Below are 12,245 nucleotides of genomic sequence, written 5' to 3'. Positions count from 1 at the left end.
AAGGCGCTGACGCCCAGCTAAGATTAACTTTTAAAATTCTTTTTAATTGAAGACAAATCTTCAACTTTGCGAAGCGCAGCCCGACTTGAGCGGAAATCCTTTTTTGCCAACCTTAAAGTTCTATTCAAACTGAAATTGTCAGCAAAAAAGATTGGGAGCGGAAGGCGGATTAAGCTGCCCAAACCTTTAAAATTATTTATAATATTTTTTCTAATATTTTGATGTAAATATCGATGCCTTCTCGGATTTCGTCGATATAAACAAACTCGTCCGCAGTGTGAGAACGCAGACTTTCGCCAACGCCCAACTTGACCGACGTGCACGGAATAATCGCCTGGTCGGAAGATGTCGGTGAACCGTAAGTTGTCCTTCCCAACGCCAATCCAGCCTGAACAAACGGATGACTGACCTCTATTTTTGAGGAATTGAGACGGAATGACCTCGGCGTGAGTTTCGATTTCATCTGGGACTGGATGATTTCGAAAACTTCCCGGTTCGTGTATTCGTCTGTCACACGCACGTCCAAAGTGAATTGACATTTTTCCGGAACTACGTTATGCTGAGTTCCCGCATTGATAACCGACAAAGTCACTTTCACTTCACCCAGATAATCGGAAACTTTTGGAAATTTGAAATCTAAAATATTCTGCAAATCCTGCATACACTTCACAATCGCATTGTCATTGTTAGGATGCGCGGCGTGAGAAGGCGTTCCGGTCATTTCACCATCAATCACCAATAAACCTTTTTCAGCGATAGCAAGATTCATTTTGGTTGGTTCGCCTACGATTGCTAATTCTACATTCGGGAGTTGTGGGAACAAGGCCTCGATACCGTCCAAACCAGAGATTTCTTCCTCAGCTGTCAGAGCAATTACCAGATTATGAGTCAAATCTTCAGCTTCATAAAAATACAGAAATGTCTGCGCCATCGCCACCAAAGACGCGCCTGCATCGTTACTTCCCAAACCAAATAATTTCCCATCTTTCTCTACAGGAATAAACGGGTCCAAAGTATAAGCTTTGTTCGGTTTTACCGTATCGTGATGCGTATTAAGAAGAATTGAAGGTTTGCCTGCATCAAAATGTTTGTTGGTTGCCCAAATGTTATTTTTGAATCGGTTGACAGTTAACTGATGCTCATTGAAAAATCCTTCTATGATGAGCGAAACGTTATATTCGTCTCGGCTCATAGAGGGCGTTGCAATGAGTTTTTTCAGCAATTTGACTGCATTTTCCGTTAATTCTTCTCTGCTAAAGACAGATTTCAGTTCCTTCATTTCGTAGTTTTATTTGGTCTGATAATTTTTCTTCTTTGATTAAAGCCACTTTCTGAACGCCATTTTCTTTGGCCTTGAAAGCATTCTCTAATTTTGGTAAAATCCCTTTGTGTAGCTTTCCTTGGGATTTTAATTCAGAAAATTCTTGTTTGTTGATTGTTTTCAAATTTGAATTTTCGTCTTCAATATTTTCCAAAACCCCATTTTTATCGAAACAGAACAGCAATTCTGTATCGAAATATTTTGATAAAGCCTGAGCGATAGTTCCGGCAATCGTGTCTGCATTGGTGTTGAACAGATTTCCTTTTTTATCGTGAGTGATTGCAGAAAACACCGGAACCAGACCCAGATTTATTATATTAATAATCAATTCGTGATTGATACTTTTTTCATTGATGTCGCCAACAAATCCAAAATCAATTTCCGGATGTTGTCTTCTTTCGGCTTTGATGACGTTACCGTCTGCACCAGAAAATCCAATCGCATTGCAATCGAAACTTTGCAGTTTTGCCACGATGTTTTTGTTGATTCTGCCCGCATAAACCATCGTTACGAGTTTCAAAGTTTTCTTATTCGTGATTCTTCGTCCGTCAATCATTGTTTGCCTTATTTTTAACTTTTCAGCTAAAGTTTCAGCAATTTTTCCACCGCCGTGAATCAGGATTTTAGCGCCTTTGATTTTTGAAAATTGTTCAAGGAAAGCCTTCAATGATTTTTTGTCATCGATAAGAGTTCCGCCAATTTTTATGATATATAGTTTTTGCATTTTTTTTAACGCAAAGAGCGCAAAGGTTTTTATTAATTATTGAAAATATTTTAAGGTTCGCAAAGGCGCTTACGATCAGCAAATATTTATTCTAATTTTTATTTAATTCGTCTAAAATTTCACTGAAAACCGCTTGTGCAGAAAATATTCTGTTTTTAGCCTGCTGATAAATGACTGAGTTTTCGCCATCCATTACTTCATCGCTCAGTTCCAGATTTCTACGAACCGGCAGACAATGCATAACTTTCGCTTGATTGGTTAATTCTAATTTTTCATTCGTCAACATCCAATTATCTTCAACTTCCAGCACTTTTGCATAATCATCAAACGAAGACCAATTTTTCACATAAACAAAATCCGCATCTTTCAACGCTTCGTCCTGATTGTGAATCACAGGTGTTGCTTTTGTGAAATTTTTGTCCAAATCATAGCCTTCCGGATTGGTAATCACAAAGTCAACATCCATCTGTTGTATCCATTCTGTGAAAGAATTGCCGACAGCCTGTGCAATAGGTTTGATATGAGGCGCCCAAGTCAAAACGACTTTAGGTTTTCTATCTTCCTTCCAGTTTTCTGTAATCGTTATGCAATCCGCCAAACTTTGCAATGGATGCCGAGTCGCAGATTCCAGAGAAACAACAGGAACTTTAGCGTGTTTCAGAAATTGACTGAGAATGCTTTCATTCACGTCGTCTTCCTTGTTTTTCATTCCCGCAAAACATCTCACGGCAATGATATCGCAATACTGATTCAGAACTTCTATCGCATCTTTGATGTGTTCGACTGTATCGCCGTTCATTATGGTTCCGTCAGCAAATTCCAGATTCCAGGCTTCTTGTGCAGCATTGAGAACCAGGACATTCAGTCCCAAATTCTGAGCGGCGATTTGTGAACTTAATCTTGTTCTGAGACTTGAATTGAGAAAAACCAAACCAATCGTTTTTCCTTTTCCTTTGGTTGGATTTTCTAATGGATTTTTTTTTATTTTTAGAGCTTTTGCAATGATTTCCTGCAAATTATCTATATCGTAAACCGAAGTGAAATTTTTCATTTTATTTAATTTTATCGCAAAGGCGCTAATTATTTGTGTAATTCAACTTTTATAAGTCGCAAATTTCAACATACCGTTTTTGCGACTTTACAACATTATAATTATTGACTTTTTGTGCCTTTGCATTATTTTAATTCTACTATTTCTACATCAATTGCTTTCAAAGTTTTTTCTAAAGCATTGATGAACAAATCGGATTCTTTTTCCGAAATGTTAAGCGCCGGTAAAATCCGCAGAACATTCTTGTCATTGGCATTGCCCGTGAAAATAAAATGCTCAAACAGCAATGCTTTCCTGACATCTGCACAAGCTTGGTCGAGCTCAATTCCAATCATCAGACCGCGCCTTTTGATGTTTTTGATATGAGGAAAATGTTTGATTTTTTCTTCGATATAAGCTCCTATTTTTTCTGAATTTTGGATTAAATTTTCTTTTTCGATGACTTCCAAAACCGCTAAACCAGCGACGCAAGCCAAATGATTTCCTCCAAAAGTGGTCCCCAATAATCCGTAACTCGCTTCGAATTTTGGGCTAATCAAAACGCCACCCATCGGAAAGCCATTTCCCATTCCTTTGGCAACTGTAATCAAATCCGGTTTGATGTCAAATTCCTGATGCGCAAAGAATTTCCCGGAACGTCCGTAACCTGACTGAACCTCGTCCAAAATCAAAATCGAATTGTTTTCTTTGCACAATTTTTCAATCTTTAAAATGAAATCTTCCGTCAATAAATTGATTCCACCAACACCTTGGATTCCTTCTACAATCACAGCAGAAATTTCGTTTTGATTTTCTGCAAAAATCTTCTCCAATTCTTCTGAATTATTGAATTCACATTTGACAAAATTTTCAGATTCGTTGACTGGCGCAACAATTTTTGTATTGTCTGTTACGGCAACTGCGGCAGAAGTTCGTCCGTGAAAAGCTTCTGAGAAATAAACCACTTTCTTTTTCCCGTTATGAAATGAAGCCAGCTTCAAAGCATTTTCATTCGCTTCCGCTCCGGAATTGCATAAGAACAACGAGTAATCTTCGTACCCAGACAATAATCCCAATTTCTCAGCCAGTTCTTGCTGAATCTTGTTCTCCACAGAATTGGAATAAAAACTGATTTTCTCCAATTGATTTTTCAACCTTTCAACATAATGCGGATGATTATGACCAATGGAAATCACAGCGTGACCGCCATAAAAATCGAGATATTGCTGACCGTTTTCGTCCCAGAGAAAAGAACCTTGGGCTTTTACTGGATTGATGTTGAAGAGTGGATATACGTTGAATAAATTCATTTTACTTTTTATTTTTAACGCAAAGAGCGCAAAGATTTTTTTTAATTTCAAACTGCTTTTAAGTCGCGAAGTTTAGAATGCTAAAGGTTTTAAATTCAAGCCTAAATTTTGTTCCCAGCCATTGGCAATATTCATATTTTGAACAGCTTGTCCTGATGCTCCTTTCAGAAGGTTGTCGATTGCAGAATGGACTGCTATTTTGTTTCCTTGTTTTTCTATTTGTATGACGCAGAAATTGGTATTAACAACTTGTTTCATATCAATCGGTTTTTCTGAAACTTTCACAAAAGATGAATCCTTGTAAAAGTCTTTATATAAAGAGTAAATCTTCTCCAATTCCCAATCACATCCGATAATAGAGCTTGTGAAAATCCCTCTTGCAAAATCGCCGCGCCACGGAACAAAATTGAGCTCTACTTCTTGATTATTCAGCGAATTGACTTGTTTTAAAATCTCATCAACGTGCTGATGATTCAAGGTTTTGTAAGCGGAAATATTGTCATTTCTCCAAGTGAAATGCGTTGTCGCCTGCAACGACTGTCCAGCTCCGGTTGAACCAGTGATTCCCGTTGTGTAAACATCTTTCAACAGATTTTCTTTCGCTAAAGGCAATAATGCCAACTGAATCGCAGTCGCAAAACATCCCGGATTAGCAATACTTTTCGAATTCTGGATTTCATTAAAAAAAATTTCCGGCAAACCGTAGATAAAATTTCTGTTTCCAAAATCACCATCCAATCGAAAATCGTTTCCTAAATCAATAATCAAAGTTTCCTCTGACACTTTGTTTTCGTTCAGCCAATTTTGACTTTCTTTATGAGGTAGGCAAAGGAAAAGAATGTCGGTTTGTGAAATTTCCTTCGTCAAAACCAAATCGCAAATTGAATCCAAATCCGGATATAATTCTGAAATCTTCACTCCGGAATTGGAACGGCTGAACAAAAACTTTAATTCTATATTCGGATGAAAAGCCAGCAATCGAACAAGTTCGCTTCCTGTGTAACCGTTGGCTCCGATAATTCCAACTGATTTTTTCATTTTTATTTTTTAATATTTTTGAACGCAAAGAGCGCAAAGATTTTTTAACTACTAACTGTTTTAAGGTTCGCAAAGGTGCTTACGCTCAGCAAAAATTTTTAATTTAATTTGTTAACTTGATGATATATATTGAGCGAATTGCTAAGGATTTTTGTAAAACCTTTCACATCTTCGCCACTCCAAGCGAGATTTTCTTCGCCGTAACTTCCAAATTTTGAAGACATCAAATCATTTTCAGACGCGATTCCGTTCAGAATGAAACGATACGGATGAAGCGTGATGAATACCTTTCCATTAACGGTTTTCTGAGAATCCTGCAAAAATGATTCGATATTTCTCATTACCGGGTCAAGGAAAAGCGCTTCGTGAAGCCAGTTTCCGTACCAATCCGACAACTGTGATTTTATCGTCTGCTGGTATTTTGATAAAGTGTGTTTCTCCAGCAAATGATGCGCTTTGATGATGATTGACGCTGCAGCAGCCTCGAAACCGACACGTCCTTTGATGCCGACAATCGTATCTCCGACGTGGATATCACGACCGATTCCATAAGGAGAAGCTAATTCCTCAATCTTCTGAATCGCCAAAACCGGATGAGAAAACATCTCGCCATTTACAGAAAACAATTCTCCGTTTTTGAACTCGATTTCCAATGGAGAAGGCTCTGTTTTCTCGATTTGAGAAGGAAATGCTTCTTCCGGAAGGTAATTCTGAGATGTCAAAGTTTCTTTTCCACCAACCGAAGTTCCCCAAAGTCCTTTGTTAATGGAATATTTTGCTTTGTCAAAATCCATTTCGTAATTGTGATTTTTCAAAAATTGGATTTCATCTTCACGTGACAAACTCAAATCACGAATTGGTGTGATGATTTCTATTTTCGGACACATTACCTGGAACATCAAATCAAAACGAACTTGGTCATTTCCTGCTCCTGTGCTTCCATGCGCAATCGCATCCGCTCCGATTTCCAAAGCTACTTCCGCAATCGTCTGCGCCTGAATCGTCCTTTCCGCACTCACAGACAATGGATAAGTATTGTTTTTCAAAACGTTACCAAAAATCAAATACTTGACACAATCATTATAATATTTTTCCGAAGCATCAACAAACCTGTAAGAAGCCACACCTAATTTTTCCGCTTTTTCTTTTAGCAAAACTTCATCTTCCTTATCAAAACCTCCTGTATTAATCGTGACTGCGTGAACTTCATAAGCCAAAGTTTCACTCAGATATTTTGCGCAATAAGAAGTGTCCAAACCTCCGCTAAATGCCAAAACTACTTTCTTACTCATTATTATTATTTATGGATTCAAAATTTTTCTTTTTCTCTTGATTCAGATTTTCGGGAACGAAAAGCATTGCCGTACAAAGACAGTTTTTGCGTTCTTTCATCATCAGAATATCGTAGTTCACACAATTTTTACAGCCATTCCAGAATTGTTCATCCTGAGTCAGTTCAGAATAAATAACCGGCTTGTAACCTAAACTGCTGTTGATTTTCATCACCGCCATTCCTGTTGTCAATCCAAAAATTTTCGCATTCGGATATTTTTCACGGGATAATTGGAAAATCCTTTCCTTAATCTGAGTTGCCAGACCGGCATTCCTGAATTGAGGCGAAATTATCAATCCTGAATTGGCTACATACTCACCGTTTGTCCAGGTTTCTATGTAACAGAAGCCTGCCCAGGTACCATTTTCGTCAATTGCTATAATAGAATTGCCTTCTGAGATTTTTTTGCTCAGATAGTCGGAAGAACGTTTTGCGATACCAGTTCCGCGTTTTTTCGCAGAATCCTCCATTTCGTTTCTGATTTCTTCTACATAAACCAAATGTTTCTCTGAAGAAACTTCTAATTTCATTGATATTATCTAAATTAAGATGCAAAAATAGAAATAATTATCTTTATAAAACAAATTAAAAAGATAATATTATCTGTTAAATTTATATTAACAATAATTTTAATCCTGAAACTGAGTCATATTCAGTTCATATTTGCTCAATTTTATGTAAATTGGCTTGAACGTAACAAGAGTTAAAAACCTAATCAAAATATATATGAGAAATTATCACATTCAGAATTTACAGGATTATTTTAAGGAGTATAAGAAGTCTATTAAAAATCCGAAAAAGTTTTGGGACAAGATTGCGGACGAGAATTTTGTGTGGTATCAACGTTGGTCCAAAGTCGTGGATTATAATATGGAGGAAGCCAACATCAAATGGTTCAAGAACGCAAAACTGAATATTACCAAAAACTGCCTGGACAGACATCTTTCCGTGCGTGGTGACAAAACCGCTATCATCTGGGAACCGAATGACCCAAAAGAAGAAGCGCAACATATCAGCTTCAATGAACTTTATGAAAGAGTGAATAAAACCGCCAATATCCTACGTGAAATGGGTGTTGAGAAAGGCGACAGAGTCTGCATCTACCTTCCGATGATTCCGGAATTAGCAATAACGATGCTGGCCTGTGCTAAATTGGGCGCGGTTCATTCTGTGATATTTGCAGGATTTTCCGCATCGGCTGTTGCTTCCAGAGTGAATGACTGTGGTGCAAAAATGGTTATCACATCAGACGGAAGTTATAGAGGAAACAAAGTCCTTGACCTGAAAAGTATTGTGGATGAAGCTTTAGAAAAAGCTCCAACCGTAGAAAATGTTTTGGTTGTTAAAAGAACACATAATGATGTAAAGATGAAAGAAGGGCGAGACCACTGGATGTCGGATTATTATGATAAAGCTTCTTCGGATTTTGTTACGGTAATTATGGATGCGGAAGACCCATTGTTCATTCTTTACACTTCCGGTTCTACAGGGAAACCAAAAGGGATGCTTCACACTTGCGCTGGTTATATGGTTTATACGGCTTACACGTTCAAGAATGTTTTTAATTATAAGGAGAATGACATCTATTGGTGTACGGCAGACATTGGCTGGATTACGGGGCACTCATATATTCTTTACGGTCCGTTACTGAATGGCGCAACAACAGTGATCTTCGAAGGGGTGCCAACTTATCCTGATGCGGGAAGATTCTGGGAAGTGATTGAGAAACATAAGGTAACTCAGTTTTACACAGCACCAACGGCGATTCGGTCATTGGCAAAGGAAAGTGTGGAATGGGTTCAGAAACATAATCTGGATTCTTTGAAAGTCATCGGCTCTGTTGGTGAACCAATTAATGATGAGGCGTGGCACTGGTACAATGATAACGTCGGCAAGAAAAAATGTCCAATTGTCGATACGTGGTGGCAAACTGAAACCGGCGGCATCCTCATCTCACCAATTCCTTTTGTGACGCCTACCAAACCCACTTATGCGACTTTGCCTTTACCCGGAATTCAGCCAGTGTTGATGGATGATAAACGCAACGAAATCTCCGGCAATCAAGTCACCGGGAATCTTTGTATCCGTTTTCCTTGGCCAGGCATTGCCAGAACGATTTGGGGTGATCATCAGCGTTATAAGGAGACCTATTTCTCTGCATTTCCTGGGAAATATTTCACTGGGGATGGTGCTTTGAGAGATGAGGTTGGTTATTACAGAATCACCGGGCGTGTGGATGATGTTGTGATTGTTTCCGGGCATAATCTTGGAACAGCACCAATTGAAGATAGCATCAATGAGCATCCTGCTGTAGCCGAATCTGCGATTGTTGGTTACCCGCACGATATCAAAGGAAATGCTCTTTATGGTTTCGTCATTCTGAAAGAATCCGGAGAAGTCCGAAACAAAGAGAACTTGGCAAAAGAAATTAACCAGTTGATTTCTGAACAGATCGGACCAATTGCGAAGTTGGATAAAATACAGTTTGTGTCTGGGTTACCGAAAACAAGATCAGGGAAAATTATGCGTCGAATCTTGAGAAAGATTGCTGAAGGCGATTTCTCTAACTTTGGGGATACTTCTACTCTATTGAATCCTGAGATTGTGGATGAGATTAAGGATGAGAGAGTTTAAATTAATGATGAATTATAAATGATGAATGATTGTTTGGCATTTCGAGTAGCATATTGAGAGTTGGATGTAAGAATCACTAAGGTTTTCGATACAATTTTTCTGCGCTGTGCTGGGAAAAAACATTCGAAGTGACGGCAGGGATTGAGTTAAATTAAATAATCAAGACTATGATAAAATTTGCTTACACCATTCTATACGTTCAGGATGTAGAGAAAAGCATTTCGTTTTATGAGAATGGATTTGGTTTCACGAGAAAATTTGTGACACCAGACCAGGATTACGCTGAACTTTTGGTGGGTGAAACAACTCTTGCTTTTGCTTCAATCACTTTAGCACAATCTAATCTATTCGAAGGCTTTATGGAAAGTAAATTGAGTAATAAGCCATTTGGGATTGAGATTGGTTTCACAACAGATGATGTAGAAGCTACTGTTGAAAAAGCAATAACAGCAGGTGCCACGCTTGTAGAGAAACCTAAGATCAAACCGTGGGGACAAACTGTAGCCTACCTGAGAGACCCTGATGGTTTCCTGATAGAAGTCTGCACACCTATGGGATAAAATATATTGGAGCCGCTTTTGAAAAGGCGGTTTGTTATTTAATATAAGAGATAACCAATCCCAATAGAACCGTAGTAATAGGATTTGACATCGTTGTTTTTCAGCTCCTTGCTTCGGTAGATGAAGGCGTAGGAAAGATTCCAATGGTTTCGTCGGAATTTGAATCCCGCTTCTGAATTGAAGCGAATCGGTTCCAAAGGAAAAGTAACAGGACTGTCCTCATTAAACAAACTGCCTTGTATTGTAGCATCATAGGCTTGGTAATTCAGTTTTGGCATGATATAGAAGTAGAATTCGCGGTCGGCAGTTTTATTTTTATCGCTCTGCAATGCCCCATCATAGAGGTTGGAATTATAAATGGGGATCAACTTTATCAGGCTTAATCTCACTACCGGTCCTACACTCACTCCTGTGAAAACAGTTCCTAAACTTCCTTCTGTCTGAATATGAAAATCTACGAAACGTTGCTGCCCCGTAAACAACTGCTTGGAATAGAAAACGTTTACCTGAACCGCCAAAGCATTTTTGACCTGATGACTCCATCCGTAAATCTTGTTGTATCCAAACAGTTTATGAAAACCTTTCTGAAATTCTTCTCCAAAAGCATTGGGTCCCACATAGCCGAGTTGTGTACCGATCTTGAGAACCGACTGATCCTGATAAAATGTATTGATACCTGCTTCTCCAAAAAGATAACCAGCAAATGGGCGGTCATTCTTGGATAAGTCCAGAGCCTTATTGGTTTGCGGATTGTAAATATACTGCCCCAGCCTGAACTCGAGGATTTTTTTATTAACAATTTCTTTTTTATGCGGAATTATCTGGCGATAGAAAAGCTCTACACCATTGGTATAATATTGATCATTGACGGTGGAAACATAGAGATCATTATCCAATATGATTCCTACTTCTGCCGGTCTTGTCTGTGCTTTAGCAGAAACTGTACTGAGCATCAACAACATTATGAGTTTCTTCCGCATCATTTACCTTGCTGTTTGTAAAATTTCAGAATAATCATAAATGTAAAAATAATTAATGCAGAACGTGTGAGCAAGGGTGTTGTGTTAATTAAAATTGAAATCATAATTTCCTGAGAAATTGGTTTTATTATTTATAAAAATTAACGCAAATATGACATCAGACATTAACGAAATCGTCGAAATCTTGTAACTTAGAGGAATAAATTGAGATTATGAAAAACAGTATCATAATTAGAGGACTAATTCTAGCTACGGTTTCGGTATTCAGTTGCAGTAAAACGGAGCAAACCTCATCGTCAGAACCTCAAAAAATCTCCTTGAGTGACAGCGTAACAGCTAAACCCCAGATTCAGCCTGACAATCAGAGAGCTATTACCGAAAAAATAGCCCATTATATTGCTAACGACTATTTGACTCCTGCAGACCTGAAATCCATTGGGATGAATGATCGGAAATTCCGCTACAATACCATCGACCTCAACGATGAAGGTAAAATGGAAGTGTTTGTGAGTTTTTCAACGCCTTATTTTTGTGGAACAGGAGGCTGCTCTATGATTTTACTGAATGACCATCTGCAGCCTATTACGAAATTCACGGTTATCAGACCGCCCATCTATGTGGATTCTGAGATGAAAAATGGATGGAAGATCCTGTACCTTCAGGATGGTGACCAATGGAAAGCCTTAACTTATAAGAACGGGAAGTATCCTTCCAACCCTTCGATTGTTTCTCAGACTTCTGAAAAACCAAGTGACAAGGTGATAGTTATCTTTCCAAACAACAACGCTAAAGATTATACCTTTTAAAACTAAAATCTCACATTATGAAACTAAGAATTTTTTACCTGTTATTATTTTTCTGCTTTGCACTAACAACCAACTCCTGCAGAAAAGCTGAGGAAGCTGCTGTAGACTGTCTTGGCGAAGCTATACTCACTTCTATGCATTACGATATCTCTACCACAAATCCAAAGCAGTTAGATTTCACCATAAGTTACAGCGGTGAAAAAACACTGACTTCTGTAGAGTGGGATTTTGGAGATGGTAACAAAACTACCACAACCAATAAAACAATTTCACACACTTATAGCACCAGTGGCACTTACGAAGTAAAAACCAATGTGAATCTGGATAAGGGAAAATGTACGGTATCGCCTAAGAAATCTGTGACTGTAGAATAATTACTATAATAAATAAAAACCGTTTCCAGGAAAGCGGTTTTATTTTTTACTGAAAGTAACACCAAACTTTACTTCCCCTTAAAACAAAAATCATTTCCCAGCCGAAACTGAAAAATGATTTACCAAAATATACTA

12 protein-coding genes are annotated in these 12,245 nt (G+C 38.2%); 4 read left to right on the top strand and 8 right to left on the bottom strand.

What is annotated here, in order from left to right:
* Positions 1-196 precede the first annotated feature (196 nt).
* The 7 genes from KI430_RS17755 to KI430_RS17725 form a co-directional block, all read right to left on the bottom strand.
* Positions 197-1,279: a M20 family metallo-hydrolase gene (locus KI430_RS17755; RefSeq protein ID WP_248876211.1), complete on the bottom strand. Its 1,083-nt coding sequence runs from the start codon at positions 1,277-1,279 to the stop codon at positions 197-199.
* Positions 1,254-2,045 (bottom strand): acetylglutamate kinase, encoded by a 792-nt coding sequence (gene argB / locus KI430_RS17750; protein ID WP_248876210.1) that lies wholly within the window; start codon positions 2,043-2,045, stop codon positions 1,254-1,256. The genes KI430_RS17755 and argB overlap by 26 nt, the downstream gene beginning before the upstream one ends.
* A 91-nt stretch (positions 2,046-2,136) precedes the next feature.
* Positions 2,137-3,096: an acetylornithine carbamoyltransferase gene (locus KI430_RS17745; RefSeq protein ID WP_248876209.1), complete on the bottom strand. Its 960-nt coding sequence runs from the start codon at positions 3,094-3,096 to the stop codon at positions 2,137-2,139.
* 125 nt (positions 3,097-3,221) lie between these two features.
* The gene (locus tag KI430_RS17740) at positions 3,222-4,385 is read right to left on the bottom strand and encodes an aspartate aminotransferase family protein (protein ID WP_248876208.1); all 1,164 of its coding nucleotides are present in this window, start codon (positions 4,383-4,385) and stop codon (positions 3,222-3,224) included.
* Positions 4,386-4,457: 72 nt separating this feature from the next.
* Positions 4,458-5,423 carry an N-acetyl-gamma-glutamyl-phosphate reductase gene (gene argC / locus KI430_RS17735; RefSeq protein WP_248876207.1) on the bottom strand — a complete coding sequence of 322 codons (966 nt, stop codon included), beginning with the start codon at positions 5,421-5,423 and terminating at the stop codon, positions 4,458-4,460.
* 98 nt (positions 5,424-5,521) lie between these two features.
* Positions 5,522-6,715, bottom strand: a complete 1,194-nt coding sequence (locus tag KI430_RS17730) for an argininosuccinate synthase (RefSeq protein WP_248876206.1) — start codon at positions 6,713-6,715, stop codon at positions 5,522-5,524.
* Entirely contained in the window at positions 6,708-7,286 is a 579-nt protein-coding gene (locus KI430_RS17725; protein ID WP_248876205.1) for a GNAT family N-acetyltransferase, read from the bottom strand. The genes KI430_RS17730 and KI430_RS17725 overlap by 8 nt, the downstream gene beginning before the upstream one ends.
* 196 nt (positions 7,287-7,482) lie before the next feature.
* Between KI430_RS17725 and acs the strand changes: the two genes are divergently transcribed.
* Complete coding sequence (gene acs, locus KI430_RS17720) at positions 7,483-9,390, top strand: acetate--CoA ligase (protein ID WP_248876204.1); 1,908 nt, start codon at positions 7,483-7,485, stop codon at positions 9,388-9,390.
* Positions 9,391-9,557: 167 nt separating this feature from the next.
* Positions 9,558-9,950, top strand: a complete 393-nt coding sequence (locus KI430_RS17715) for a VOC family protein (RefSeq protein WP_248876203.1) — start codon at positions 9,558-9,560, stop codon at positions 9,948-9,950.
* 38 nt (positions 9,951-9,988) lie between these two features.
* On the opposite strand, the gene KI430_RS17710 is transcribed toward KI430_RS17715, so the two are convergent.
* On the bottom strand, positions 9,989-10,933 hold the full coding sequence (locus KI430_RS17710; RefSeq protein ID WP_248876202.1) for a lipid A deacylase LpxR family protein: 945 nt from the start codon (positions 10,931-10,933) through the stop codon (positions 9,989-9,991).
* A 209-nt stretch (positions 10,934-11,142) separates the two neighbouring features.
* On the opposite strand from KI430_RS17710, the gene KI430_RS17705 reads away from it, so the two are divergent.
* Positions 11,143-11,736: a hypothetical protein gene (locus KI430_RS17705; protein ID WP_248876201.1), complete on the top strand. Its 594-nt coding sequence runs from the start codon at positions 11,143-11,145 to the stop codon at positions 11,734-11,736.
* Between the two features lie 17 nt (positions 11,737-11,753).
* Positions 11,754-12,110, top strand: a complete 357-nt coding sequence (locus tag KI430_RS17700; protein ID WP_248876200.1) for a PKD domain-containing protein — start codon at positions 11,754-11,756, stop codon at positions 12,108-12,110.
* Positions 12,111-12,245: the final 135 nt, after the last annotated feature.

Source organism: Epilithonimonas zeae, assembly GCF_023278365.1.
GTDB lineage: Bacteria > Bacteroidota > Bacteroidia > Flavobacteriales > Weeksellaceae > Epilithonimonas > Epilithonimonas zeae_A.
The sequence above is the reverse complement of the archived record's forward strand: the minus strand, read 5'-3'. Positions and strand labels throughout refer to the sequence as shown.

Excerpts from the sequence above, each read along its gene's own strand:
- KI430_RS17705 (WP_248876201.1), top strand. The coding sequence starts at position 11,143 with ATGAAAAACAGTATCATAATTAGAGGACTAATTCTAGCTACGGTTTCG.
- KI430_RS17755 (WP_248876211.1), bottom strand. The coding sequence starts at position 1,279 with ATGAAGGAACTGAAATCTGTCTTTAGCAGAGAAGAATTAACGGAAAAT.
- KI430_RS17725 (WP_248876205.1), bottom strand. The coding sequence starts at position 7,286 with ATGAAATTAGAAGTTTCTTCAGAGAAACATTTGGTTTATGTAGAAGAA.
- argC (WP_248876207.1), bottom strand. The coding sequence starts at position 5,423 with ATGAAAAAATCAGTTGGAATTATCGGAGCCAACGGTTACACAGGAAGC.
- KI430_RS17740 (WP_248876208.1), bottom strand. The coding sequence starts at position 4,385 with ATGAATTTATTCAACGTATATCCACTCTTCAACATCAATCCAGTAAAA.
- argB (WP_248876210.1), bottom strand. The coding sequence starts at position 2,045 with ATGCAAAAACTATATATCATAAAAATTGGCGGAACTCTTATCGATGAC.
- KI430_RS17730 (WP_248876206.1), bottom strand. The coding sequence starts at position 6,715 with ATGAGTAAGAAAGTAGTTTTGGCATTTAGCGGAGGTTTGGACACTTCT.
- KI430_RS17745 (WP_248876209.1), bottom strand. The coding sequence starts at position 3,096 with ATGAAAAATTTCACTTCGGTTTACGATATAGATAATTTGCAGGAAATC.
- KI430_RS17715 (WP_248876203.1), top strand. The coding sequence starts at position 9,558 with ATGATAAAATTTGCTTACACCATTCTATACGTTCAGGATGTAGAGAAA.
- KI430_RS17700 (WP_248876200.1), top strand. The coding sequence starts at position 11,754 with ATGAAACTAAGAATTTTTTACCTGTTATTATTTTTCTGCTTTGCACTA.
- acs (WP_248876204.1), top strand. The coding sequence starts at position 7,483 with ATGAGAAATTATCACATTCAGAATTTACAGGATTATTTTAAGGAGTAT.
- KI430_RS17710 (WP_248876202.1), bottom strand. The coding sequence starts at position 10,933 with ATGATGCGGAAGAAACTCATAATGTTGTTGATGCTCAGTACAGTTTCT.